At 69.5% G+C, this 25911-nt stretch carries 22 protein-coding genes; 8 read left to right on the top strand and 14 right to left on the bottom strand.

Annotation, left to right across the window (positions count from 1 at the left end):
* The first annotated feature begins 498 nt into the window (after positions 1 to 498).
* Positions 499 to 1338 (top strand): 3-deoxy-8-phosphooctulonate synthase, encoded by an 840-nt coding sequence (kdsA, locus tag ACEN96_RS23180; protein ID WP_495585384.1) that lies wholly within the window; start codon positions 499 to 501, stop codon positions 1336 to 1338.
* A gap of 58 nt (positions 1339 to 1396) precedes the next feature.
* On the opposite strand, the gene wecB is transcribed toward kdsA, so the two are convergent.
* From wecB to ACEN96_RS23130, 10 genes are all read right to left on the bottom strand, one after another.
* Positions 1397 to 2563 carry a non-hydrolyzing UDP-N-acetylglucosamine 2-epimerase gene (wecB, locus tag ACEN96_RS23175; protein WP_495585383.1) on the bottom strand — a complete coding sequence of 389 codons (1167 nt, stop codon included), beginning with the start codon at positions 2561 to 2563 and terminating at the stop codon, positions 1397 to 1399.
* A gap of 17 nt (positions 2564 to 2580) precedes the next feature.
* Complete coding sequence (gene rfbC / locus ACEN96_RS23170) at positions 2581 to 3132, bottom strand: dTDP-4-dehydrorhamnose 3,5-epimerase (protein ID WP_495585382.1); 552 nt, start codon at positions 3130 to 3132, stop codon at positions 2581 to 2583.
* Complete coding sequence (rfbA, locus tag ACEN96_RS23165; RefSeq protein WP_495585381.1) at positions 3132 to 4022, bottom strand: glucose-1-phosphate thymidylyltransferase RfbA; 891 nt, start codon at positions 4020 to 4022, stop codon at positions 3132 to 3134. The genes rfbC and rfbA overlap by 1 nt, the downstream gene beginning before the upstream one ends.
* 14 nt (positions 4023 to 4036) lie before the next feature.
* A complete protein-coding gene (gene rfbD / locus ACEN96_RS23160; protein WP_495585380.1) occupies positions 4037 to 4918 on the bottom strand; it encodes a dTDP-4-dehydrorhamnose reductase in 882 nt (293 codons plus the stop codon).
* Between the two features lie 21 nt (positions 4919 to 4939).
* A complete protein-coding gene (gene rfbB / locus ACEN96_RS23155; RefSeq protein WP_495585379.1) occupies positions 4940 to 5998 on the bottom strand; it encodes a dTDP-glucose 4,6-dehydratase in 1059 nt (352 codons plus the stop codon).
* A 57-nt stretch (positions 5999 to 6055) separates the two neighbouring features.
* A complete protein-coding gene (locus ACEN96_RS23150) occupies positions 6056 to 7336 on the bottom strand; it encodes a nucleotide sugar dehydrogenase (protein WP_495585378.1) in 1281 nt (426 codons plus the stop codon).
* A gap of 90 nt (positions 7337 to 7426) precedes the next feature.
* Positions 7427 to 8836 (bottom strand): mannose-1-phosphate guanylyltransferase/mannose-6-phosphate isomerase, encoded by a 1410-nt coding sequence (locus ACEN96_RS23145; protein WP_495588667.1) that lies wholly within the window; start codon positions 8834 to 8836, stop codon positions 7427 to 7429.
* A 122-nt stretch (positions 8837 to 8958) separates the two neighbouring features.
* A complete protein-coding gene (galE, locus tag ACEN96_RS23140; RefSeq protein WP_495585377.1) occupies positions 8959 to 9981 on the bottom strand; it encodes a UDP-glucose 4-epimerase GalE in 1023 nt (340 codons plus the stop codon).
* Positions 9982 to 10027: 46 nt separating this feature from the next.
* Positions 10028 to 11194, bottom strand: coding sequence for a porin family protein (locus ACEN96_RS23135; protein ID WP_495585376.1), 1167 nt, complete (start codon positions 11192 to 11194; stop codon positions 10028 to 10030).
* 65 nt (positions 11195 to 11259) lie between these two features.
* On the bottom strand, positions 11260 to 12654 hold the full coding sequence (locus tag ACEN96_RS23130) for an undecaprenyl-phosphate glucose phosphotransferase (protein WP_495585375.1): 1395 nt from the start codon (positions 12652 to 12654) through the stop codon (positions 11260 to 11262).
* A gap of 137 nt (positions 12655 to 12791) precedes the next feature.
* Between ACEN96_RS23130 and ACEN96_RS23125 the strand changes: the two genes are divergently transcribed.
* Positions 12792 to 13325, top strand: a complete 534-nt coding sequence (locus tag ACEN96_RS23125) for a hypothetical protein (RefSeq protein ID WP_495585374.1) — start codon at positions 12792 to 12794, stop codon at positions 13323 to 13325.
* Between the two features lie 22 nt (positions 13326 to 13347).
* Positions 13348 to 14901: a ubiquinone biosynthesis regulatory protein kinase UbiB gene (gene ubiB / locus ACEN96_RS23120; RefSeq protein WP_495585373.1), complete on the top strand. Its 1554-nt coding sequence runs from the start codon at positions 13348 to 13350 to the stop codon at positions 14899 to 14901.
* Positions 14902 to 14970: 69 nt separating this feature from the next.
* On the opposite strand, the gene ACEN96_RS23115 is transcribed toward ubiB, so the two are convergent.
* The 3 genes from ACEN96_RS23115 to ACEN96_RS23105 form a co-directional block, all read right to left on the bottom strand.
* The gene (locus ACEN96_RS23115) at positions 14971 to 15333 is read right to left on the bottom strand and encodes a sigma factor-like helix-turn-helix DNA-binding protein (RefSeq protein ID WP_495585372.1); all 363 of its coding nucleotides are present in this window, start codon (positions 15331 to 15333) and stop codon (positions 14971 to 14973) included.
* 91 nt (positions 15334 to 15424) lie between these two features.
* Positions 15425 to 15598: a hypothetical protein gene (locus ACEN96_RS23110; protein WP_495585371.1), complete on the bottom strand. Its 174-nt coding sequence runs from the start codon at positions 15596 to 15598 to the stop codon at positions 15425 to 15427.
* A 74-nt stretch (positions 15599 to 15672) separates the two neighbouring features.
* Positions 15673 to 15882, bottom strand: a complete 210-nt coding sequence (locus ACEN96_RS23105; RefSeq protein ID WP_495585370.1) for a hypothetical protein — start codon at positions 15880 to 15882, stop codon at positions 15673 to 15675.
* A gap of 188 nt (positions 15883 to 16070) precedes the next feature.
* Between ACEN96_RS23105 and ACEN96_RS23100 the strand changes: the two genes are divergently transcribed.
* The 5 genes from ACEN96_RS23100 to ACEN96_RS23080 all read left to right on the top strand — a co-directional run bounded on the left by ACEN96_RS23100 (position 16071) and on the right by ACEN96_RS23080 (position 22289).
* Entirely contained in the window at positions 16071 to 17537 is a 1467-nt protein-coding gene (locus ACEN96_RS23100; RefSeq protein ID WP_495585369.1) for a high affinity choline transporter 1, read from the top strand.
* Positions 17538 to 17568: 31 nt separating this feature from the next.
* On the top strand, positions 17569 to 17919 hold the full coding sequence (locus tag ACEN96_RS23095) for an FmdB family zinc ribbon protein (RefSeq protein WP_495585368.1): 351 nt from the start codon (positions 17569 to 17571) through the stop codon (positions 17917 to 17919).
* A gap of 21 nt (positions 17920 to 17940) precedes the next feature.
* Positions 17941 to 18615 (top strand): DUF502 domain-containing protein, encoded by a 675-nt coding sequence (locus ACEN96_RS23090; protein WP_495585367.1) that lies wholly within the window; start codon positions 17941 to 17943, stop codon positions 18613 to 18615.
* Between the two features lie 149 nt (positions 18616 to 18764).
* A complete protein-coding gene (aspS, locus tag ACEN96_RS23085; protein WP_495585366.1) occupies positions 18765 to 20555 on the top strand; it encodes an aspartate--tRNA ligase in 1791 nt (596 codons plus the stop codon).
* Between the two features lie 246 nt (positions 20556 to 20801).
* The gene (locus ACEN96_RS23080; protein WP_495585365.1) at positions 20802 to 22289 is read left to right on the top strand and encodes a hypothetical protein; all 1488 of its coding nucleotides are present in this window, start codon (positions 20802 to 20804) and stop codon (positions 22287 to 22289) included.
* 13 nt (positions 22290 to 22302) lie between these two features.
* Here the strand turns inward: ACEN96_RS23080 and ACEN96_RS23075 are convergent, their stop codons facing one another.
* Positions 22303 to 25590, bottom strand: coding sequence for an Ig-like domain-containing protein (locus tag ACEN96_RS23075; protein ID WP_495585364.1), 3288 nt, complete (start codon positions 25588 to 25590; stop codon positions 22303 to 22305).
* Between the last annotated feature and the right edge of the window lie 321 nt (positions 25591 to 25911).

The following is a 25911-nucleotide window of genomic DNA, read 5'->3' as shown; positions in this document are numbered from 1 at the left end:
ATCTCTTCTTCTTGCACGCCGACCCGGCTGGAACCGGTGTCGGGCTGGACTCTTGTTACTGGATGTTGGCACCCCGGATATGTGCCGCTTCATTCGCCCTTGCCTGGGCAGGTGTTGCGGCCATGACTCAGTATGCGGAGGGTGATGGCCGTTTTTCCAGAGGAGAGGCGGGCCGCTGGAGTCGAATTCCGGGAATATTGGGCGCTCGCGGGACCGTACCGTTTGAAACATCCAGGTCGAGGATTGACAACCCGCTGGATGTCTCGGATCAGGGGGTTATTGCCTTCCGTTACATACTCGGCGAAGGGCGCCGACATATTCCGGTTCGATATTCGGATTCCAAACCCGGACATCGCACGAAAATGCGGAAGGCAGTCCGCTGAGGGGAATGTCGGCGAATCCCCGACAAGGCCCCCGCCGGGGCCTGGGGACGCCCCCGGGCGCGCCGGGGGCGCTGTGGGATACTGCCCGCCTTCGCCAGAGGGGAAAGAAGACGAGATGGTCAAGATCAATGACATCGTGGTCGACAACGCCAAGCCGTTCGTGCTGTTCGGCGGCGTCAACGTGCTGGAGTCGGAGCAGTTCGCCGTCGACGTGTGCGGCGAATACCTGCGGGTGACGCGGGAACTGGGCATCCCCTACGTCTTCAAGGCCTCGTTCGACAAGGCCAACCGCTCCTCGATCAAGAGCTACCGCGGCCCCGGGCTGGATGCCGGGCTGAAGATCTTCGAGGCGGTCAAGAAGGCCCATGGCGTGGCCGTCCTGACCGACGTGCACGAGCCCTTCCAGGCCGCCGAGGTCGCCGCCGTCTGCGACGTGCTGCAGCTGCCGGCCTTCCTGGCGCGCCAGACCGACCTGGTGATCGCGCTGGCCAGGACCGGCCGCGTGATCAACATCAAGAAGCCGCAGTTCGTCAGCCCGCCGCAGATGAAGAACATCGTCGAGAAGTTCGAGGAAGGCGGCAATCCGAACGTGATGCTGTGCGACCGCGGCGCGCAGTTCGGCTACGACAACCTGGTCGTGGACATGCTGGGCTTCGGCGTGATGAAGCAGGTCAGCGGCGGCAAGCCGGTGATCTTCGACGTGACCCATGCGCTGCAGCAGCGCGAGTCCGGCGCCGCCGCCTCGGGCGGCCGCCGCGGCCAGGTGACCGAGCTGGCCCGCGCCGGCATGGCGGTGGGCCTGGCGGGCCTGTTCCTCGAGGCCCATCCCGCGCCGGAGCAGGCGCTGTGCGACGGGCCCAGCGCGCTGCGGCTGTCGCAGCTCAAGCCCTTCCTGCAGCAGGTCAAGGCGATCGACGACCTGGTCAAGGGCTTCCCGGCGCTGGACACGCAGTAAGCGGCTTCAGCGGCGGATCCGGCGGGACGCCGGGTCACCGCTTTCGATCGGGAGCAAGTCAGAGGAGCAGGTCGTCGGCCAGCCGGGCCACGATGCGGGCGGCGGCGTGGCCATCCCACATCGGCGGACGGCGCACCGGCTGCCGTTGGCCGCGGGCGGCCTCCAGCTCGTCCAGGCGCTGCCGCGCCAGCGCGAGCACGCGCGCCGGGTCGGTGCCGGCGATCTGGTTGGTGCCGAGCTCGACCGTGACCGGACGCTCGGTGTTGTCGCGCACCGTCAGGCAGGGAATGCCGAGCGCGGTCGTCTCCTCCTGCAGCCCGCCGCTGTCGGTGAGGACCAGCGTGGCATGGCGCCACAGGGCCAGGAAGGGCCGGTAGGGCAGCGGCGGCAGCAGGTGCAGGCCCGGCGCCGGCGCCAGTCCGAGCGCATCCAGGCGCGCCCGGGTGCGCGGATGCACCGGGAAGAGCAGCGGCAGCCGGGCGGCGAGCGCGCGCAGCGCGCCCATCAGCGCGGCGAGTTGCGCCGGCTCGTCGACGTTGGCGGGCCGGTGCAGCGTGACGACGCCAAACCGGCCGGCGAGGAGGGCCGCCGCATCAGCCGCGCCCGCCGCCTCGAGCGCGCCGTGCGCGGCGGCCTGGGCCGCGCGCGCGTCCGCGTCGCCGGCCTCGAGCCGGCCGATCTGGAACAGCAGGTTGTCGACCATCACATGGCCGACCTCGTCGATGCGGGTGTCCGGATGACCCTCGCGGCGCAGGTGGGCCGCGGCGCTGGGCTCGGTGGCGAACAGCCAGTCGGCGATCGCATCGGTGGCGCGGCGGTTGATCTCCTCCGGCATCGTCATGTCGCCGCTGCGCAGGCCGGCCTCGACATGCGCGACCGGCACGCCCAGCTTGCGCGCCGTCAGCGCGCAGGCCAGCGTCGAATCGACGTCGCCGACGACCACGCAGGCGGCGGGCCGGTCGGCGATCACGTGCGGCTCATAGGCCTGCATGATCCTGGCCGTCAGCTGCGCGTGACCGCCGCCGTGGCACTCCAACGAGACGTCCGGCGGGGGCAGGCCCAGCTCGTCGAAGAACACGCCGCTCATCGCCGCGTCGTGGTGCTGGCCGGTGTGGATCAGCTTCCACGCCAGCCGGCCGTCCGCGCGCAGCGCCCGCACCAGCGGCGCGAGCTTCATGAAGTTCGGCCGCGCGCCGGCGATCAGGTGCAGCAGCGGCGCGGGCATGAGCGGCGGCGAGAGGCTCAGTCGAAGGACTTCGCGTCGGCGAGCAGGGGCGCCTTGGCGTCCTTCTCCGCCAGCTTGAACTCGACGTCCAGCGCCGGCCAGTCGATGCCGACGGCGGGATCGTCCCAGCGCACCGAGCCCTCGGCCTGCGGCGCGTAGAGGCCGGTGGTCTTGTAGAGGAAGTCGGCCGTGTCGCTCAGCACCAGGAAGCCGTGGGCGAAGCCCGGCGGGATCCAGAGCTGGCGATGGTTCTCGCCGCTGAGCTCGACGCCGGCCCACTTGCCGAAGTTGGGGCTGGAGCGGCGCATGTCGACGGCGACGTCGAACACCGCGCCGCTGGTGCAGCGCACCAGCTTGCCCTGCGCATGCGGCGGCAGCTGGAAATGCAGCCCGCGCAGCACGCCCTTGGCGGAGCGCGAATGGTTGTCCTGGACGAACCTCACGTCGTACCCGCAGGCCGCGTTGAACTTGGGCTCGGTCCAGCTCTCCATGAAGAAGCCGCGCGCATCGCCGAAGACCTTCGGCTCGATGATCAGCACTTCGGGCAGCGCCGTCGGGATCACATTCATCAGAACACCTTCTCCTTGAGGACCTGCATCAGGTACTGGCCATATCCGTTCTTGAGCATGGGCTGCGCGAGCTTCTCGAGCTCTCCCGCCGTGATCCAGCCCTTGCGGAAGGCGATCTCCTCCGGGCAGGCGACCTTCAGGCCCTGGCGCTTCTCCAGCGTCGCGATGAACTGGCCCGCCTCGAGCAGGCTGTCGTGCGTGCCGGTGTCCAGCCACGCGTAGCCGCGGCCCATGATCTCGACGCGCAGCTGCTGCTGCGCCAGGTAGTGGGCATTGACGTCGGTGATCTCGAGCTCGCCGCGCGGGCTGGGCTTGATGTCGGCGGCGATGTCGCAGACCTGCCGGTCGTAGAAGTACAGCCCGGTCACCGCGTAATGGCTCTTGGGCGCCTTGGGCTTTTCCTCGATGCTGATGGCGCGCTGGCCGCTGTCGAACTCGACGACGCCGTAGCGCTCGGGGTCATGCACGTGGTACGCGAAGACCGTCGCGCCATCGGTCTGCGCGTCGGCGCTGTCCAGCAGGCCGGCGAAGTCGTGGCCGTAGAAGATGTTGTCGCCCAGCACCAGCGCGCTGGGCGCGCCGCCGATGAAGTCCCTGCCCAGGACGAAGGCCTGCGCCAGGCCGTCCGGACTGGGTTGCACGCAGTACTGCAGGTTGATGCCCCAGCGCGAGCCATCGCCCAGCAGCGCCTCGAAGCGCGGCAGGTCCTGGGGCGTGCTGATCAGCAGGATGTCGCGCATGCCGGCCAGCATCAGCGTGCTGAGCGGGTAATAGACCATCGGCTTGTCGTAGACCGGCAGCAGCTGCTTGCTGATCGCCAGCGTGGCCGGGTGCAGCCGGGTGCCGGAGCCGCCGGCGAGGATGATGCCCTTGCGGGTGTCGTTGCCCATCGTGCTGTTTCCCTTCACAGGATCTCGTCGAGCAGCCGGTCCACGCCGGTCTGCCAATGCGGCAGCACCAGGCCGAAACGGTCCTGCAGCTTGTGGTTGTCCAGGCGCGAGTTCAGCGGCCGCGGCGCCGGCGTCGGGTAGGCGCTGCTGGCCAGCGCTTCCACCTGCTCGGGCTGGACCTTCAGCGCCACGCCCTTGTCCCGCGCGCGCGTCAGCACGTGGCGGGCATAGGCATGCCAGCTGGTCTCGCCGCTCGCGACGGCATGGTAGGTGCCACACAGCGCGCGGTCCTTCAGCGCCGCGCGGATCATGTGCGCGCTGACGTCGGCCAGCAGGTCCGCGCCGGTGGGCGCGCCGATCTGGTCGGCGACCACCTTCAGCTGCTCCCGCTCCGAGGCCAGGCGCAGCATGGTCCGGGCGAAGTTGCCGCCGCGCGCCGCGTAGACCCAGCTGGTGCGCAGCACCAGCGCGTCGGCGCCGGCCGCGGCGATCAACTGCTCGCCCTCGAGCTTGGTCCGGCCGTAGACGCTGAGCGGTCCGGTGGGCGCGTCCTCGAAGCGCCAGTCCTGGCCGGCGCCATCGAAGACGTAATCGGTCGAGTAATGCACCAGCAGCGCGCCCCGGGCCCTGGCCTCCTCGGCCAGCACGCCGGTGGCCAGCGCGTTGATCTGGCGCGCCGCCTCGGGCTCGCTCTCGGCCTTGTCGACGGCGGTGTAGGCGGCCGCGTTGACGATGACGTCCGGCGCGACGCGGCGCAGCGTCGCGCGCAGCGCCTCGCTGTCACCGAGGTCGCCGCCCTCGCGGCGGTCCAGCGCGACCAGCTCGCCCAGCGGGGCCAGCGCGCGTTGCAGTTCCCAGCCGAGCTGGCCGTTCTTGCCGAGCAGCAGGATCTTCATGCCGATGTCTCCCGCGTGCGCTCAGGCGCCGTACTGCTTGGACACCCAGTCGCGATACGCGCCGGACTGCACGCGCGCGACCCAGTCCTCGTTCGAGAGGTACCACTGCACCGTCTTGCGGATGCCGGTCTCGAAGGTCTCGGCGGGACGCCAGCCCAGCTCGCGCTCGATCTTGCGCGCGTCGATCGCGTAGCGGCGGTCGTGGCCGGGGCGGTCCGTGACGTAGGTGATCAGCCGCGCGTAGGGGCCGGCCGGATCGGGCCGCAGCTCGTCGAGCAGCGCGCACACCGTCTTCACGATGTCGATGTTGGCCTTCTCGTTCCAGCCGCCGATGTTGTAGGTCTCGCCCAGCGCGCCGCCGGCCAGCACCGCGCGGATGCCCGAGCAGTGGTCGGTGACGTAGAGCCAGTCGCGGATCTGCTGGCCGTCGCCATAGACGGGCAGCGGCTTGCCGGCGAGGGCGTTGACGATCATCAGCGGGATCAGCTTCTCGGGGAAGTGATACGGGCCGTAGTTGTTGCTGCAGTTGGTGGTGACCACCGGCAGGCCGTAGGTGTGGTGCCAGGCGCGCACCAGGTGGTCGCTGGCGGCCTTGGACGCGGAGTAGGGGCTGTTGGGCTCGTACGGATTCGTCTCGGCGAAGGGCGGATCCTCGGCCTTCAGCGAGCCGTAGACCTCGTCGGTGGAGACGTGGTGGAAGCGGAACGCGGCCTTGGCCTCGCCCTCGAGCGCGGTCCAGTAGGCGCGCGCCGCCTCGAGCAGCGTGAACGTGCCTTCGACGTTGGTGCGCATGAAGGCGCCGGGGCCGTGGATGGAGCGGTCGACGTGCGACTCGGCGGCGAAGTGGACGATGGCGCGCGGGCGGTGGGTGGCCAGCAGCTGGTCGATCAGCGCGCGGTCGCAGATGTCGCCCTGGACGAAGACGTGGCGCGCGTCGTCCTTCAGCGAGGCCAGGTTCTCGAGGTTGCCCGCGTAGGTCAGGGCGTCGAGGTTGACGACCGGCTCGTCCGAGGACTTGAACCAGTCGAGCACGAAATTGCTGCCGATGAATCCGGCACCGCCGGTGACGAGGATCGTCATGGAACTTCCCTGAAACGTGATGGCGTCGCTCCCCCGCGGGTCCGCGACGCGGTTTGATTACAACCGCCAGACCCTCAGGCCGGCGGCGCGGAGACTGTCGCCGTTGAAGGCGGCCTTCACGTCGATGAAGGCGCCGCCGTCCACCAGCTTGACGGCGAGCTCGGCGGCGCTCAGCGCCTTGTACTCGCGATGGGCCACCGCCGCGACGATGGCGTCGGCGCGCGGCAGATCCTCGAAGGCATGCAGCTTGACGCCGTATTCTTGCATCGCCTCCTCGGCCTCGGCCGCCGGATCGGTGACGCAGACCTCCACGCCGTAGCTCTGCAGCTCATGGATGATGTCGATCACCTTGGAGTTGCGCAGGTCGCCGCAGTCCTCCTTGAAGGTCAGGCCCAGCACGTTGACCTTGGCGCCCTTGACGTGGCTGCCCGCCGCGATCATCTGCTTGATGGTCTGTTCGGCGATGAACTTGCCCATGCCGTCGTTGATGCGCCGGCCCGCCAGGATGACCTGCGGGTGGTAGCCGAGCATGTCGGCCTTGTGGGTCAGGTAGTACGGGTCCACGCCGATGCAGTGGCCGCCGACCAGGCCCGGCTTGAACTTCAGGAAGTTCCACTTGGTGCCCGCCGCCTCCAGCACCTCGGAGGTGTCCAGGCCCAGGCGCTCGAAGATGATCGCCAGCTCGTTCATCAGCGCGATGTTCAGGTCGCGCTGCGTGTTCTCGATCACCTTGGCCGCCTCGGCCGTCTTGATGCTCGAGGCGCGGTGCACGCCCGGGACGATGATCTTCTCGTAGGTCCTGGCGACGGCGTCCAGCGTCTGGGGCGTGTCGCCGGAGACGATCTTGAGGATCTTCGTCAGCGTGTGGTCCTTGTCGCCCGGGTTGATGCGCTCGGGGCTGTAGCCGACGAAGAAGTCCTGCTTCCACTTCAGGCCCGATTCGCGCTCCAGCACCGGGATGCAGACCTCCTCGGTCGCGCCGGGATAGACCGTCGATTCATAGACCACGATCGCGCCGCGCTTCATGTGCCGGCCGACGCTGGTGGAGGAGCCGATCAGCGGCCGGAAGTCGGGGATGTGGGCCTCGTCGACCGGCGTGGGCACGGCCACGATGATGACGTCGGCCTCGGCCAGGCAGGCCGGGTCGCTGTGATACTCGGCGTGGATGGCGGCGCGGACTTCCTCGTCGCTCAACTCGCGCGAGGGGTCCGTGCCGGCGCGGCACTTCGCGACCTTGTCCACGGCGATGTCGAAGCCGATCGTGCGGCCGTGCTTGCCGAACTCGACCACCAGCGGCAATCCCACATATCCCAACCCGACGACGGCGATCACGGACACGGTCTTCTCCTGTTCTTTCCGAGGGCGGTTTTGTATCCGAGTTTCATCCGACTTTCGCGTCGTCGCCCGTCCCTTCCCCCTGGGTGAGGGTCAATTCCGGCCGTAGGTGTCCTGGTAGCGCACGATGTCGTCCTCGCCCAGGTAGGAGCCCGACTGCACTTCGATGATCTCCAGCGGCACCTTGCCCGGGTTGGACAGGCGGTGCACCTGACCCAGCGGGATGTAGGTCGACTGGTTCTCGGTCAGCAGCAGCGTCTTGTCGCCGTTGACGATCTCGGCGGTGCCCTGCACGACGATCCAGTGTTCGGCGCGGTGGTGGTGCATCTGCAGGCTCAGCGAGGCGCCCGGCTTGACCATGATGCGCTTGACCTGGAAGCGCTCGCCCATGTCGATGCTGTCGTACCAGCCCCAGGGGCGGTGCACCTTGCGGTGCAGGTTCTGCTCGTCGCGCTGGGCGGCGCTGAGCTGGTTGACGATCTTCTTGACGTCCTGGCTCTTGCTGCGGTCCGCGACCAGCACAGCGTCCGGCGTCTCGACGACGACGATGTTGTCCAGCCCCACCGCCGACACCAGGCGGCTGGTCGCGTGGACCAGCGTGTTGCGGCTGTCCGCGATGATCGCGTCGCCGCGGCTGGCGTTGCCCGAGGCGTCCTTCTCCGCGACCTGCCAGACCGCCTCCCAGGCGCCCAGGTCGTTCCAGCCGGCATCCAGCGGGACCATGCGCAGCGCGATCGCGCTGCCCGGGCAGCGCTCCATCACGGCGTAGTCGATCGATTCCGACGGCACCGCCGCGAAGGCGTCCTTGGCCGGACGCACGAAGGCGCCGTCCACCGCCTTGGCGGTGAAGGCGGCGCGCGTGGCCTGCTCGATGTCGGGACGGAACTGCTGCAGCGCCTTCAGCCAGACGCTGGCGCGCAGCACGAACATGCCGCTGTTCCAGTAATGGCCGCCCTGGTCGAGGTATTTCTGCGCGGTCGCCGCGTCGGGCTTCTCGACGAAGGCCTCCACGCGCAGGCCGGCGCCCTCGGCGCCGGCGCGGATGTAGCCGTAGCCGGTTTCCGGCCGGTCGGGCGTGATGCCCAGGATCACGATCGCGCCGCCCTGGGCCTGGCGCACCGCGTCCTGCAGCGCGGCGGTGAAGGCGGGGCCGTCGACGACGGTCTGGTCCGCCGGCGTCACGACCAGCACCGGATCGGCGCCGGATTCGATCGCCTGCAGCGCTGCCAGCGTGATCGCCGGCGCGGTGTTGCGGCCGACCGGCTCGAGCACGACCGCGCTCGGGGCCAGTTGCTGTTCGCGCAGCTGGTCCAGGACCATGAAGCGGTGTTCCTCGTTGCCCACCACGATGGGCGCGTTCACCGCGATGTCCTCGGCGCCCAGTGCCGCCAGGCGCTCGGCGGCCTGCTGGAACAGGCTGGTGTTGCCGTTCAGGACGAGGAACTGCTTCGGATAGCCGGCGCGCGACAGCGGCCACAGCCGGGTGCCGCTGCCGCCCGCCATGATCACCGGCTGCGTGTCGATCTTGCTCAAGTTACTGCTCCCTCTGGGTCGTGGCCCCTGGCGCGTCGTGGCCGGGGCGGTGGTATTGGAGAAACGGGCCGGAAGTGTCGCAGAGCGCCGGCTCAGCCCTCGAAGCCGTTCGGATTGGACGATTGCCAGCGCCAGCTGTCCTCGCACATGCGCTGCAGGTCGAAGCGGGCGGTCCAGCCCAGCTTCTCGCGCGCCAGGGCCGGATCGGCGTAGCAGGCGGCGACGTCGCCCGGACGGCGCGCGACGAGCTCGTACGGGATCTCGCGGCCGCTGGCCTTGGCGAAGGCGTCGACCAGCTCCAGCACGCTGTGGCCGCGGCCGGTGCCCAGGTTGACCCAGATCGACTCCTTGCCGCGCAGCAGGAAGTTCAGCGCCGCCACGTGGCCCTCGGCCAGGTCGACGACGTGGATGTAGTCGCGCACGCCGGTGCCGTCGGGGGTGTCGTAGTCGCTGCCGAAGACCGACAGCTTCGCGCGCCGGCCCACCGCCACCTGCGTGACATAGGGCATCAGGTTGTTGGGGATGCCGCGCGGGTCCTCGCCGATGCGGCCGCTCTCATGCGCGCCCACCGGGTTGAAGTAGCGCAGGCAGGCGGTCTGCCAGTCCGGGTCGGCCGCGCCCAGGTCGCGCAGGATGCCTTCGCCGATCAGCTTGGTCGCGCCGTAGGGATTGACCGCCATCAGCTCGGCGTCCTCGCGCAGCGGCAGCGACCGGGGCTGGCCGTAGACGGTCGCGCTCGAGGAGAACACGATCCGCTTGCAGCCGTGGCGGCGCATGGTCTCGCACACGGTCAGCAGGCCGTCGAGGTTGTTGCGGTAGTAGCTCAGCGGCTTGGCCGTCGATTCGCCGACCGCCTTGAAGGCCGCGAAGTGCACCACCGCGGCGGGCTGGTACTCGCTGAACACGGCGTCCAGCGCGGCACCGTCGCAGACGTCGAGCTTCTCGAACAGCGGCGTCTGGCCGCTGAGCTCGGCCAGGCGGTCCAGCACCTTGGGCGAGCTGTTGCTGAAGTTGTCCACCCCGACGACGCGGTAGCCGGCCGCCTGCAGCGCGAGCCAGGTATGGGAGGCGATGTAGCCGGTCGCGCCGGTCAGGAGGATGGTGTCGTTGGCCATGGGAGTCCGGGGGATCCAGGAGTCGGAAGGGGCGGGGACGAAGGGCTCAGCGCAGCATGCCCTGCACGTAGCAGCCGGCCGTGTACGCCGTGTTGGAGTAGATCACGTTGGAGGTGTCGCGCTCCAGGTGGGTGTACTGGCAGCCCACCGTGACGTTGCGCAGGGCCTCCCAGGCCAGGCCCAGGCCGTACTGCGTGGAGTTGTCCTTGGCGCCGGCGCCGCTCAGCGCGATGCTCTGGTCGCGGCTCAGGCGCGTGACGCCCAGGCTGGCCGTGGCCGTCAGCTTGCCGGTCAGGCGGTAGTTCAGCTGCGTCTGCAGCGCCGTCTGGACGCGGTTGAAGTCGGCCAGGCCGTTGTTGATGCCCAGGTAGTAGGTCTCGACGCCGGTGTCGCGGGACACCTTGGTGTTGAGCGACCAGCGGCCGCCCGGCGCCCAGATCCAGTTCAGCGCGCCCGTCACGCCGGTGAAGGACTGCGAGCTGCTGCGGCTCAGCCGCGCGTTCAGGCTGCTGGAGCCGGTGGCGCGCCACAGCGCGGTCAGGTCGATGTCCTTGCGGCTCCAGCTGAAGCCGTTCACCGGCACGCTGCCCTTGGTGTAGCGGCCCGCGACGCCGAAGCGCCAGGCGCTGCTGGCGTTGTAGAGCAGGCCCAGCGACGAGGTGTTCTGGCGGTATTCCTGCGTGGCCCATTCCGGCAGCGAGTAGTCGCGCTCGCGGTGCTGGAAGGTGCCTTCGATGCCGAACGGCGAGAGGCTGGGCAGGCCCAGCCGCACGCTGCCGCCCAGGCTCCTGTCGGTCTGCAGGTTGCGCTCGGTGGTCGGGGCGATGCTGGTGTTGGCGTTGAAGTCGGCCAGCGTGCGGGCGCCCGTGTAGTCCAGCGTGCCCGACAGGTTGCCCACCGTCTCCCAGTCCAGCCCGGCGTCCAGGCTGTAGCCGCGGTTGTCCAGCCGGCTGTTGTCCTGGTAGCGCGTGTCGTTGAAGCGGCCGTCGGCGTGCAGCCGCTGGCGGCCGAGCCGCGTGTCGACGCCGGCCAGCAGGCTCAGCGAGGTCAGCCGGTCGCTGTTGGCGTCGGCGTTGGTGCGGAACACGTTGTTCGTGTAGTAGTGGCCGAGCGCGGCCCCGAGGTACCAGGGGCTGCCCACGTCGCTCTGGGCCCAGCAGGACGTCGAGGCGAGGAGCGCCAGCGGCAGCGACAGTCGGTGGAGGCGGTTCATGGGCGGGGGATCTCCTGCGGGTGTCGTGCGGGGGGGCGTGCGGGTGGGGAGTGGACCGGTGCGTCTCAATAGGCGTGGCGGTCGAACAGCATCAGCCGCACGGTGCGCACGATGATCTGCAGGTCCAGGCCCAGCGACCAGTTGCGCAGGTACTCCAGATCGTATTCGACGCGCGCCTTCATCTTGTCGACGGTGTCGGTCTCGCCGCGCAGGCCGTTGACCTGCGCCCAGCCGGTGATGCCGGGCTTGACCTTGTGGCGGACCATGTAGGCCTTGATCAGCTGGCGGTATTCCTCGTTGTGCGCGACCGCGTGCGGGCGCGGGCCGACGATGCTCATGCGGCCCTGCAGCACGTTGATGAACTGCGGCAGCTCGTCCAGCGAGGTCTTGCGGATGAAGGCGCCGAACGGCGTGATGCGCGGGTCGCCCTTGGTCGCCTGCTTGACGACCGCGCCGTTGTCCATCGCCCGCATCGAGCGGAACTTGTAGACCACGATCTCCTCGCCGTCCAGGCCGTTGCGGCGCTGCTTGAAGATCACCGGGCCGGGCGAGCTCAGCTTCACGCCGATCGCCAGGATCAGCAGGATCGGCGAGATCAGCACCAGGATCAGCGAGGCCAGGATGATGTCGCTGATGCGCTTGACCACCTCGTTCACGCCGGTGAACGGGGTCTCCAGGATGCCCACCACCGGCACGCCGTTCACGTCCTGCAGCCGGCCCTGGATGATGCTGATGCCGAAGACGTCCGGCACGAAGAACAGCGACGCGGTCGTGCCCTGCAGCTGCTCGAGCAGCTGCAGGATGCGCGGCTGCGAGCCCAGCGGCAGCGTGATGTAGACCTCGCGCACGCCCTGGGCGCGCACGTAGTCGCTGAGCTGCGGCAGCGTGCCCAGCACGCGGCCGTTGCAGTCGGCGTGCAGCCGGTCGTCGGTGCGGTCGTCGAAGAAGCCCAGGCAGTCGACGCCGCCGAGCTTGCCGAACTCCAGCGCCCGCGCCACCTTCGCGCCCAGCGGGCCGGCGCCGACGATCACCGCGGTGCGCTTGACCGAGGGCTGGCGCGAGCGCCAGCGCAGCACGCGCCGGCCGATCTCGACCGCGGCGATCTGCGCCAGCGGCGTCAGGATCGCCCACCACAGCAGCACCGGGCGCTCGAAGTAATGGAAGCTGCTGGTCGCGTAGGCAAACATGCCAAGGATCAGCAGCAGCATCAGCCAGGAGCCGACGATGTCCGTCACGGCGCTGGCCGGATGGTCCGAGAAGCGGTTCCGGCCCGGGAAGGTCAGCGCGAACACCAGCATGCACAGCGTGTAGGTGGAGCGCATGACCGGCTCGCCGAACCACGCCAGCAGGGCCAGGTAGATCAGGACGATCAGGGTCGGCTCCAGGAAGGCCGCGATGAACGACTGGACCGACTGCGGCGCGCTGTAGAACGTTCTTTTGTAATTCCGATCCTCAAACATTACCCAGTGGTCCTTCCCCGGCCGAGAGCCGGAAATTCTCGCTCAATTGATCCAACGGACTCGTAACCGGACCCCCTAGCTTGTCACCGGTTCCAGCGCGGGGGGATGGCTGCCGCGCCCTGCCTACAATCCGCCCCATGCTCCAAGAATGGTCCAAGCTCCTGGCCCCCGCGGCCCAGGATCGCATCACGCTGTTGCTCAACCATGTCATGTCCCGCGAGCCGGTCGCCTCCGCGCGCCTGGCGCCGCACACGGGCAAGACGCTGCGGGTGCGGCTGGCCGGCTGGCCGGCCCTGCTGCCGGCCGCGCCGGACCTGCGGTTGCGCATCACCCCGGCCGGTCTGCTGGAACGGCTGGCTGACGAGGATGGCCCTAGGCAAGAACCGGACCTGCTCATCGAGCTGGACGCGTCCAATCCGGCCGCGGCCGCCTTCGCGGCGCTCTCCGGCGCGCGTCCGGACGTGCGGGTGCAGGGCGACGCGCAACTCGCGGGCGACTTCAACTGGCTGATCGACCACGTGCGCTGGGACGTCGAGGACGACCTGGCCGCCATCACCGGCCCGGCCGTGGCGCATCAGCTCGGCCGCCTCGGCCGCGCGGCCGCCTCCGCCATGGCGGCGCTGGCCCGCCAGGCCGGCCGCTTCATGCCGGACGGCCAGGGGCGGGCATGACCTCCCGGAATCAGTTCCGGGCATGAGGTATCTGTCCCGCCTCCTGGTCATCGTCTGGACCCTGTACCGATTCGGGCTGGATGAACTGGCGCTGTCGACGCTCAAGCGGCGCCGCTTCCGCTTCCTGCGCCGGCTGATCTCGGTCGGGCGCGCCTGGGACCAGCCGCGCGGCGCGCGGCTGCGGCTGGCGCTGGAGCGGCTGGGGCCGATCTTCGTCAAGTTCGGCCAGCTGCTGTCGACGCGCCGCGACCTCGTGCCGCCGGACATGATCGAGGAACTGGCCAAGCTGCAGGACAGCGTGCCGCCGTTCCCGGCCGAGCTCTCGCGCGAGCTGATCGAGCGCGCCTTCGGGCGCCGCATCGAGGACCTGTTCGGCACCTTCGACGCCGAGCCGGTGGCCAGCGCCTCCATCGCGCAGGTGCATTTCGCCACGCTCAAGGACGGGCGCGAGGTGGCCGTGAAGGTGCTGCGGCCGGGCATGCTCGACATCATCGAGGACGACCTGGCGCTGATGCGCACGCTGGCGGGCTGGGTGGAGCGCTTCTCGGCGGACGGCCGGCGGCTCAAGCCGCGGGAGGTCGTCGGCGAGTTCAACACCTACCTGCACGACGAGCTGGACCTGGTGCGCGAGGCCGCCAACGCCGCCCAGCTGCGCCGCAACATGCAGGACCTGCAGCTGGTGCTGGTGCCGGAGATGATCTGGGAGCTCTGCAGGAGCGAGGTCATCGTCATGGAGCGCATGCGCGGCGTGCCGATCTCGCAGCTGGAGCGGCTGCGCGAGGCGGGCGTCGACATCCCCAAGCTGGCCCGCGACGGCGTGACGATCTTCTTCACGCAGGTGTTCCGGGACGGCTTCTTCCACGCCGACATGCACCCCGGCAACATCCAGGTGAGCCTGGACCCGCACACCTTCGGCCGCTACGTGGCGCTGGACTTCGGGATCATCGGGACGCTCACCGAGGTCGACAAGGACTACCTGGCGCAGAACTTCATCGCCTTCTTCCGCCGCGACTACAAGCGCGTGGCCGAGCTGCACATCGAGTCGGGCTGGGTGCCGCCCGAGACGCGCGTCGATGAACTGGAAGGGGCGGTGCGCACGGTCTGCGAGCCGCATTTCGACAAGCCGCTCAAGGACATCTCGCTGGGCCAGGTGCTGATGCGGCTGTTTCAGATCTCGCGCAGATTTAACGTCGAGATTCAGCCTCAGCTTGTTTTGCTGCAAAAAACACTGCTCAACATTGAAGGATTGGGCAGGCAGCTCGACCCTGAACTGGATCTGTGGGCCACGGCCAAGCCCTTCCTCGAGCGCTGGATGGACGAGCAGGTGGGCTGGCGCGCCTTCGTGCACCAGCTGAAGAAGGAGGCGCCGCGCTTCGCGCAGATGGTGCCGGAGTTCCCGCGGCTGATGCATGAGGTCCTGCGCCAGCGCGCCGAGGGCGGACATGCCGACCTGACGCGGCAGCTGCTGATCGAGCAGCGGCGCACCAATCACCTGCTCCAGGCCCTGTTGTGGGGCGTGGGGGGATTCATGGCCGCGCTGGTGGTGACGCAGCTGGCGATGCGCTGGTTCGACTGACCGTTGCGCGGCCCATGACGCGCGGCCGCCCCTTTCGGGGCGGTTCGTCCATGCGCCGGCGGCGCGCGCTCAGGTGGCGTAGTCGGCGAAGCCGTGCTTCAGGCGCGAGCGCAGCAAGGTCCGGACGCGATTCACGCGGGATCGCACGGTGCCGATCGGAATGGACTGGATCTCGGCGACATCGCGATAGGACTCCTCCTGCAGGCAGGCGAGATCAAAGGTGCCCCGCAGGTCCGGCGACAGGCTGGACAGCGTCAGGTCGACGATGCCCGCCAGCTGGCGGTAGGCCACGCGCTGGCTGACGTCCATCGACGAGTCGCGCGGCCGGTGGGCCGATTCGCCATCCATGGCATCCATGAACGCGGCGATGCAGGCGCGCTTTTCCAGGATGTAGGGGGGGAGGGTGACGGTGTCGGCGTTGTGTTCGGGCATGGCGGTATCCATCGTGAGGCGCGGCATGCATCGCCGCGAAAAGGCCGGAGCCTTCGGGCGCCGGCCTCCAGACCGGGGTCAATGGACGCGGTCAGTACCACCCGCGCATGCTGGCGGCGGCGTGGGTCATCATGCTGTGGCACATGCCCTGGTAGTAGCCGCTGAAGGGCATCGCGAGCTGCGGTCGGAACTGACCCATGGTCATGGAGAGAATCTCCCGCATGCCGCTGATCTGGCCTTGGGCGTGGGCGGCGGACGTTGACATGATGATTTCCTTTCAGATGTTGAGATGGTGTGAAGTGCGACCCGGACGCGTTCCCGGATCAAAGGGCCCGCCGGTTACAGGCGGACCGTGTCGACCAGTTCCTTGTAGGAATTGCCTTGGCTCAAGAGGAACTTGGATTTGACGTTCGCGACCTGCTGATCAGACGCGCGGACGCTGTAACCCTGGATCTCGGCGTTGTTGTCCGCGACCCGGCTCTGGTTCTCCAAGTCCTGGAAGCTGTTTTGAGCCATCTGGCCATCGACGAAGCCATAACTTGCTGCCATGTGAATTTCCTTTCAAAAGCGCGCGGGGGCGCTGGAGGCATCAGTAGCGGGGGTGGCGGGCGGAGTTCTGGCGTCCGGGTCAGCCCGGGGCAGCGCGGCTTGACGTTCCGGGGATAATCCGCGCGCTTTTTTGTGTCTCCGACTCCCGCATCCTTGCGGATCCCCAGCGAACGCCCAGCCCACCCGCCATGCTCCTGACCCTGGTCATCCTCTACCTGCTCGTCACCATCGCGATCGGCCTGTGGGCCGCCAAACGGGTGAAGAACACGGCGGACTTCGCCATCGCCGGCCGGCATCTGCCGCTGGTGATGATCGTCACCACGACCTTCGCGACCTGGTTCGGTTCGGAGACGGTGCTGGGCATCCCGGCCAAGTTCGTCCAGACCGGGCTGAACGGCGTGGTGGAGGATCCGTTCGGCGCGGGCTCCTGCCTGATCCTGGTGGGCCTGTTCTTCGCGGCGCGGCTCTACAAGATGACGCTGCTGACCATCAGCGACTACTACCGCGAGCGCTACGGCCGCGTCGTCGAGGTGGTGTGCAGCTTCATCATCATCCTGTCCTACCTGGGCTGGGTCGCGGCGCAGGTCACGGCGCTGGGCCTGGTGTTCAAGCTGCTGTCGGGCGGCGCGATCAGCATCCCGGTCGGCATGATGATCGGCACCGCCTCGATCCTGGCCTACACGCTGTTCGGCGGCATGTGGTCGGTGGCGGTCACCGACTTCATCCAGATGATCATCCTGGTGGTGGGTCTGTCGCTGATCGCCTGGTTCGCGGCCGACATGGCCGGCGGCGCCGGCAAGGTCATCGCGCTGGCCTCGAGCCAGGACATGTTCCGCTTCCTGCCCGAGCCGAAATTCCACGACGTGGCCTTCTTCCTCGGCGCGGCCATCACGATGATGCTGGGCTCGATCCCGCAGCAGGACGTGTTCCAGCGCGTGATGTCGGCCAAGGACGTGAAGGCCGCGACCCGCGGCCCGGTCATCGGCGGCCTGTGCTACATCCTGTTCGCCTTCGTGCCGATGTTCATCGTCGTCAGCGCGCTGATCATCATGCCCACCGAGGCCAAGCAGCTGATCGCCGAGGACCCCCAGCAGGTGATCCCCACCCTGGTGATCGACAAGATGCCCTTCGTGATGCAGGTGATCTTCTTCGGCGCGCTGCTGTCGGCGCTCAAGTCGACCGCCTCGGCCACGCTGCTGGCGCCGTCGGTGACCTTCGTCGAGAACATCTGGCGCCAGTTCTTCCCGCGCGTGTCCGACAAGCAGGAGCTGCGCACGATGCGCATCGCGGTGCTGCTGTTCTCGGTGTGCGTCTGCGGCTACGCGATCGCGCTGCAAGGCACCTCGATCTACGAGATGGTCTCCAGCGCCTACCAGGTGACGCTGGTCGGCGCCTTCGTGCCGCTGGTGTTCGGCCTGTACTGGAAGCGCGCGACCACGCAGGGCGCGATCTTCGCCATCGCGCTGGGCACGATCACCTGGATCCTGTTCCTCGCGACGCCGGCGGGCGAGCAGTTCCCCGGCCAACTGGCCGGCCTGCTGGCCGGCATCGCCGGGATGCTGATCGGCTCCCTGGGCCCCCAGGCCATCCGCGACACGCAGGGTTCCCACCACCGGCTGGCCGGCGGCGCGGCGGCAGCGGGCCACTCTATATAATTTCGGGTTTTTGACCCGGTAGCCCCCTCACATGCCGATCTACGCCTATCGCTGCGGCGCCTGCGGCCACGCCAAAGACGTGCTGCAGAAGCTGTCCGACGCCCCGCTGACCGTCTGCCCCGCCTGCGGCGCGGAGAGTTTCTCGAAGCAGGTCACCGCCGCCGGTTTCCAGCTCAAGGGCTCGGGCTGGTACGTGACGGACTTCCGCGGCGGATCGGGCGGCGCCGGCGCCGCGGCCCCGGCGGCCGCGCCCGCCGCGCCCGCAGCAGCGGGTGGCGACAGCGCCCCGGCCGGCGGATCGGCCGCCGCTGCTTCGGAATCCTCCTCCGGCGCGTCGCCCTCCCCGGGCACGTCCTGTGGCGGCTCCTGCGCCTGCCACTGACGCCGAGGCCCGGACCCAGGCATGAGAAAGTACATCATCACCGGCCTGCTGGTCTGGCTTCCCCTGGCCATCACCGTCTGGGTGCTCCTGTGGGTGCTCGGCATGATCGACGGCGTCTTCGTCTGGCTGCTGTCGGCCGTCAGCGCGCTGCTGCCGCTGCCGGCCCAGACCTCGCTCCGGCAGCTGCACGACGTCCCCGGCCTGGGGGTGGTCGTCATGGTCGCGCTGCTGATGCTGACCGGCATGTTCGTGGCGAACATGTTCGGCCAATGGTGGCTGCGCCAATGGGACCGGCTGCTCTACAAGATCCCCATCGTCAAGAGCATCTACAGCTCGGTCAAGCAGGTCTCCGACACGCTGTTCTCGTCCAGCGGCAACGCCTTCCGCGAGGCGGTGCTGGTGCCCTATCCGCATCAGGGATCCTGGACGATCGCCTTCGTCACCGGCAAGCCCGCCGGCGAGGTGGCGCATCAGCTGGGCAGCCTCAGCGGCGCCGAGCCCGACGAGCATGTCTCGCTCTATGTCCCCACGACGCCGAACCCCACGTCCGGCTTCTTCCTGATGATGCCCCGCGCGCAGTTGCGGCCTTTGGCGATGAGCGTGGACGAAGCGCTCAAATACATCATCTCGATGGGGGTGGTCGCTCCTCAGGGGGAGGCGTCCATCGTCCTTCCGGGCGAGGCCGTCCGAAATTGACCGGGCTGGGCGCCCCGGCAAGCGCTCAGTCCTGAGGGTCCGCGGGACCCCGCCAGCGCCTTTCCTCGAGCTGGCCGCCTTCTTCGAGCCCGACGCGGCGCGTCGCCGCCAGCTCAGCCACGAACACTGAAGAATTTCCGGAGAACTCCATGCGTACCTGCTATGCCGGCCAAGTCAGCGAGAAGCTGCTGGACCAGACCGTGACCCTGATGGGCTGGGCCCATCGCCGCCGCGACCATGGCGGCGTGATCTTCATCGACCTGCGCGACCGTGAAGGCCTGGTCCAGATCGTCTGCGACCCGGACCGTCCCGAGATGTTCAAGGTGGCCGAGGAGGTGCGCAACGAGTTCTGCGTGAAGATCGTCGGCAAGGTGCGCGCGCGCCCGGCCGGCACCGAGAACGCCAACCTGGTCAGCGGCAAGGTCGAGGTGCTGTGCCATGAGCTGGAAGTGCTGAACCCGTCGGTGACGCCGGCCTTCCCGCTGGACGACGAGAACATCTCCGAGACCACCCGCCTGACGCATCGCGTGCTGGACCTGCGCCGCCCGTACATGCAGAACAACCTGATGCTGCGCTACCGCGTGGCGATGGAGGCGCGCAAGTTCCTGGACGAGCACGGCTTCGTCGACATCGAGACGCCGATGCTGACCAAGAGCACGCCCGAAGGCGCGCGCGACTACCTGGTCCCGTCGCGCGTGCATGACGGCATGTTCTTCGCGCTGCCGCAGTCGCCGCAGCTGTTCAAGCAGCTGCTGATGGTGGCCGGCTTCGACCGCTACTACCAGATCACCAAGTGCTTCCGCGACGAGGACCTGCGCGCCGACCGCCAGCCCGAGTTCACCCAGATCGATATCGAGACCTCGTTCCTGAACGAGGAAGAGATCCGCGCGATGTTCGAGGGCATGATCCGCCACGTCTTCCGCAAGGCGCTGAACGTCGAGCTGGGCGACTACCCGGTCATGAAGTACGCCGAGGCGATGCACCGCTTCGGCTCGGACAAGCCCGACCTGCGCGTGAAGCTCGAGTTCACCGAGCTGACCGACGTGATGGGCGACGTGGACTTCAAGGTGTTCTCGACGCCGGCCACGACGCCGGGCGGCCGCGTGGTCGCGCTGCGCGTGCCGGGCGGCGCCCAGCTGAGCCGCGGCGAGATCGACTCGTACACCGAGTTCGTGAAGATCTACGGCGCCAAGGGCCTGGCCTGGATCAAGGTCAATGAAGTGGCCAAGGGCCGCGAGGGCCTGCAGTCGCCGATCGTCAAGAACCTGCACGACAAGGCGATCGCGGACATCCTGTCGCGCACCGGCGCCCAGGACGGCGACCTGCTGTTCTTCGGCGCGGACAAGGCCAAGGTCGTCAACGACGCGATCGGCGGGCTGCGCCTGAAGGTCGGCCACAGCGAGTTCGGCAAGACCACCGGCCTGTTCGAGGACAAGTGGGCGCCGCTGTGGGTCGTCGACTTCCCGATGTTCGAGGAAGACGAGGAGAACAAGCGCTGGGCCGCGGTCCATCACCCGTTCACCGCGCCCAAGGACGGTCATGAGGACCTGATGGTCACCGACCCGGGCAAGTGCGTGGCCAAGGCCTACGACATGGTCCTGAACGGCTGGGAACTGGGCGGCGGCTCGGTGCGCATCCACCGCGCCGACGTGCAGGCCAAGGTCTTCGAGGCGCTGAACATCAGCCCCGAGGAGCAGCGCGTGAAGTTCGGCTTCCTGCTGGACGCGCTGCAGTACGGCGCGCCCCCGCACGGCGGCCTGGCCTTCGGCCTGGACCGCCTGGTCACGCTGATGACCAAGGCCGAATCCATCCGCGACGTGATCGCCTTCCCGAAGACGCAGCGCGCGCAATGCCTGCTGACCGGCGCGCCGTCGTTCGTCGACGAGAAGCAGCTGCGCGAGCTGCACATCCGTCTGCGCAACCCGGGCGCGGCGGCCTGAGCGGCTGACGCGCTGACCGCTTCGAGGGCGCGCCGTCCTGACGCCGCTCTCGAAACCCCCTCGAGACGCCCTCGAGACAGCGCCCCGGTGAGCGATTCACCGGGGCGTTTATGCTTTCGCCTTCCCTCCAAGGGGGCATCGAACGGAATGGGCATGGCGACGGGCGAGCGAAACGAACGCGGGGGCAGGGATGGCGAGAGGCGCGCCAGGCGCGCCGCGCCGCGAGGCGCGGGCACTCCCACGCGGATGACGCTGACGCCGCAGGCGCGCTGGGAGCGGCTCGTGATGCGCCGCCCCGGCCTGGCGCTGCCGCGGCTGCAGCGGTTGATCGCCCGCGAGGACGAGCCGCCGTTCCAGGCTCTGCTGGGCGCGTTCTTCATCCTCGAGCGCTGGGGCCGCGGCCCCGAACTCCAGGCCGAACTGGAGCGCGCGCTGGCGCGGGCGCTGCAGCACCGCCTGCTGGAGGAGGCGGCGGAACTCAGCGAGGCTCTGGGCCGCATGCATTACCAGCGCGGCGATTACGTCCAGGCCTGCAACGCCTGGAGCCAGACGCTGGAGCTGGCCGACGACGAGACCCGCTGGGCCTGCCTCGCCCGCATCGGCCTGGCGCACCTGTGCTTCGCGCTGGGCGACTGGGCGCGCGGCGGCCGGGTCCTGGACCAGGCCGAGCTGCACTACCCCCGGCTCGGCGACGACCCCTACATGCGCTCGAAGATCGCGTTGAACCGCGCGGTGTCGCTGCGGGCCACGCAGGGACCGCAGGCGGCGCTGCCGCGGCTCGACGAGGCGCGCGCGGACGCGCGCGCGGTCGGGCACCGCGACTACGAGGCCGAGGCGATGTGGCATCACGCGCGCTGCGCCCGCGACAGCGGCGCCCTCGATCACGCGCTGGCGCTGGCGCTGGAGGCCGAGGATCTCTCGCGCCGCAGCCGCTACCGCTGGCTGCAGGCGCAGACGCTGCTGCTCATCAGCGAACTGCGCCGCGGCGCCGAGGCCGCGGCCTCCGCGCAGCAGGCGCTGGCGCTGGGCGAGGCGATCCAGTCGCGTTCGCTGCAGGCGGCGGCGCATGGGCGGCTCGGTCAGTTGATGGCGGAGCAGGAGCAGCTCGGACCCAGCTGGTACCACCAGCAGCAGCGTCAGCGGCTCGAGGCGACGCTGGGTCAGACGGAGCTGCCGGCCCGGCTCGAACAACTGGCGCGCTTCGATACCGATCCCCATGGCGCCGAAGGGCTGTTGCTGGCGCTGGGGCGGGCCAGCCTGGCCGTGGCGACGAAGGCCGATGTCGAATCGCATTGGCAACAGGCGCGGCAGCGCCTCGTGGAGGGCCTGGCGCTGACCGACCTCAGCCTGCGATGGACGGGCGCGCCGGCCCCCGCCGCGGCGCGCGCCGATCGCTCCGTGCAGACGCAGGCCGTGCGCGATGCCTCGGGCGCCGTGGTCGCGGAGCTGTGGCTGGAGCGCGCCGCGGGCGCGGTCTGGTCCCGCGCCGACCGCAGCCGCGCCGAGCGGCTGGCCGGCTGGCTGCAGCAGATGCTGGCGCAGTTGTCGCCGGCGGAGGCCGCCGGGGCCGGCGGCGAATCCGACGAGGAGCCGGCCGCTCAAGCCCGCGCGCTGGTCACGATGCTCGAGCAGCTGGGCGCGCACGCCGCCGGCCCGGCATCCCCTTCGCGCCTGACAGGGGCGCTGACGGAGGCGCTGGCGCTGGCGCGGCGCCTCGCCGCGCGGCTGTCCTGACCGCCGGCCGGCGTCAGATCACCGCGCCGCCGAACGCCGGGAACCCGGCCGGCGCCGGCACCAGCGCGATGGCCAGCGGCGCCAGGTCGGTCTCCAAGTGGAGCAGGCCAATGCCCAGTCCGTCCTCGATGACGCCGCGAGCCGGATCTTCAAGGCGCACCACGAACTTCGCCTCCGCGCCGCCATCGGGGCTCCCGAGCACGGCGAACCGGAGGGCCCGGCTCGACTCGCCGGGCGCGAAGGCGATCTCGCCGGTGCTGGCGCCGGTGACCGCGAGGCCGGCGGCCAGCGCGTCATCGCCGGAGCCGGCCGTGCTGGCGTCGCGATCCACCGCATAGCGGACGCTGCCTGCCTCGCTCAGGTTGCCACCTCGCATGACGGTGAAGACCAGCTCGCGGGCGCCGGGCGCGCCGTCGGAAACGCTGGTGTCCCGCGAATCGGAGATCGCGTAGGTCGTCGCCTCGACCACCGCGCTGGCGGTGCTCACGCCGATGTTGCCGGCGAGGTCCCGGGCGGATACCTGCACGTGGACCTGGTCGCCGCCGTTGAACAGCCACGCGGTGCCGCCGTCCGGCGTGGCCGTCGAGGTGTCCAGGATCCAGCGGCCGGTGTCATCGGCGCGGACCAGGTATTGCGCGTCATGTCCTTTGTCGAACACGCCGTCGGCATTGAGCTTCACCGTCACCGCCATGCCGGGATCGGTCACACCCGACAGCACCGGACGCGGATTCACGTGGCTGCCGAACACCGGCGTCGTCGCGGGAGCCTGCGTGTCGACGGTCAGCGCCAGGATCGCGGCGCTCAACCCGTCCGCGGTGGCGCCGAAGTGGTGGACGCCGTCGGCCAGCGGTCCGCCCGCCAGCGTCAGGGTCCAGCGGCCGTTGCTGTCAGTGACGGCCGATCCCACCGCCTCGCCCGCGCCGGCCACGCCGTCGCCATCGAGGTCATGGAACACGCTCACCGTCGAACCCGCCTTGGCGAAGCCGGCCAGCGCCAGCGGCGATGCGCTGCCGCCATCGACCGAGGTGATGCCGTCATCCTGCCGCGCGCCCGTGTCGCAGCCCGTGGCCAGCCGCACGACCGGCGTATCGGGTGCGCGCACGTCGATGAGGGTCCGGGCGACGACGGCGCTCGTGTTGCCGACGATGTCGGTCGCCGTGATCTCCATCGTGCGCAGGCCTGGGGCCGTGTCCGCGCCGCAGGTGTAGTACAGCCCATCGAGCAGTTCATGGGCCTGCTCCGGCGTGATCGGGACGTGCGGCTCGTACCTGATCGTCTGGGGCTTGCCGGGGCCGCCACGGAAGGTCACCGTGAAGGATTGGCCCTTGAAGATGGAGTAGGCCTCCATGTCGACGCCCCGCTCGCCCAGACGGAACATGTTGTAGAAGATCGTGGGCTCGGACGGACGGTAGAAGCCGAACCATTCCTGATGACGCGGGTCGCTGCTGTCGAACGCGCCGGGCACCGGGCTGTTCAAGACCACCTGGAACGAGGTGATGAGGCTGTCGTCGCGCACCACGCCCCGGGCCACGTTGTCGATGTGGAAGGCGAAGATCAGGCCCGGCGTCACCGCCACGGGCTGGTCCAGCCCGGGGAGCGGGCCGTTCAGGTCGACCTCCGGTCCGGTGTGATCGACGCGGAGAGTCACCGTGGCGCTGGCGCTGCGGTCGAGGTGGTCCACCACCGTGACCGCGAGGCGCCGCGATCCCTCCATCGGTGCCGCCTGCGTGTTCTGGAGCGCCAGCGAGGCCAGCACCGCCTCGGTCTGCGCGAGGCTCGCCGGCGTGCCGTCCGCGCGCTGCAGCTCGACGTGATCGGCCACGCGTGTCGCGCGCCATGCGATGCCCGCCACGTGGAAGGCCGTGCTGCCGTCCGCCAGCGTGGTCGAGCGGCCGCCGTCACTGCTGATGAGCAGGTCCTCGGCGCCGAGGGCGGGACCGTCCAGGTCGATGCGCAGCTGCTTGAAGGTGGCGTCCGGGTTCGCATGGGTCAGCCGGCCGCCGGAGGACAGCAGGCCCGTCGGCGCCGCCATCGAGCCGGTGACGAGCGCGAGGTCCACGCCCTTGGACGCGCCATTGAAATCGAGCAGGGGCGCGCGCGGATCCACGGTGAGCGCGATCACCGAATCGTCGCTGACGTTGCCGGCCAGATCGAGCGTCCCGATGCGCAGCTCGAGCTTGCCGGCGCGGGGCAGGCCCTGCGTATCGACGAGGCGGATCGCGTTCGTCAACGCGGCGGCATCGGAGCCGGTGAGCGCCGTGTCATCGGCACGCCAGATCGAGAGCGCCTGGGTCGCGCTGTCGTAGCGATAGGCGAGGTGGTCCAGACCGCCGATCCGGATGTCGTGCGCCTGGGCGTCCTGGTCCAGGGCCAGGGCCAGGCCCCGGTCCAGCTGGAGACGGTCGTTGGCGGGAGCCAGTCCGTCACCGCCGAGCCGCAGCCGCAGTTCCTGGATGTCGTGCGCGATGGCGGCCAGCGGCATCGCGGTGAGCGCGACGCCGGACGCCATGGCGGCGGGATCCACGGTGAGGTTCAACGCATCCTGGAGCCCCTCGGCGGGGGACAGATCGAATGTTTCGCCTCGCGAGCGCAGCGTGAAATCGAGGCGGGCCGCCTCGCTGGTGCCGCCGGCCGTGGTCTGGCGGACCAGCAGCGAGGTCCGGCCCTCGGCGAAGGCCGAAGCGGCGATCGCGGCGTCCTGTCCGGCGCGCCAGGTGAGGCCGTCATCCAGGCTGTACGCCCAGGTCGCCGCCTCGGCGAGGCCGGTGACGGCCACGGTCGCGTCGCAGGTGAGGCGATCGCTCGCGGAGAGGCCCGTGTCGCGCGCGAGCGCGAGGCTCGGCGGAGGTGGCACGGGGATGGCGGGGCGGTCAGGGGCAGGGGGCTCCACCGACGTGGGGGGATCGGCCGGATCGGCCGGGCCAGCCGGATTGGCCGGATTAGCCGGATTGGCGGGAGGGGTGGGACCGGCCGGATCGGCCGAGTCCGACGGAGTCGCCAGATCGGGCGGCGTCGCCGGTGCCGGCTCGACGGACGGGATCGATGGCTCCTCGGCGTGAGGCTCGTCCGTCGCGGGAGGGAAGGGGGACGGGGGCCACGGCTGGACGGGCGGCTGGGGATCGAGGCCTCCCCCTTGGAGGGGAGGCAGCAGCGGCGCACCGCCCGAGGCGCCTTGGGCGCCGCTGCCGATGAGCGCGATGCCGGCGCCGAGCACGCCCCAACCCAGCAGGGCAGAGTCGCGATCGTCGTCCTCCGGCGGGGGTGGGGTGGGCGCCGCCTCCGAGGCGTCGCCATCGATCATCGGCGTTTGATCTTCGTCAGCTCTGACGCGGGCGGCTCGGGCGGGTGGGACAGGCAGCGCCCTGGTGATGGACAGGGGCAGGGGCGGGGTCGAGACGGACGAGGGGGGCTCGGAGCGAAGAGGAACGGGGGAGGGTGCGGGGGAAACGGGGGAGCCGGAGACCACCGGCGACGGGTGCGCGGACATGAGGACTGACTCGGACGAGTTGGAAACCTCGCAGTCTCGGGAGACTGGTTCGTTCGAAATATGACTAGAACCAACGCCGATCAGTCGTCGAATAGCAAAGACTTGCTAGTCATTCCTCAAGGCCGAGGTCCCGCG

This window comes from Roseateles sp. Mitsp63, assembly GCF_059491535.1.
The sequence above is the reverse complement of the archived record's forward strand: the minus strand, read 5'-3'. Positions and strand labels throughout refer to the sequence as shown.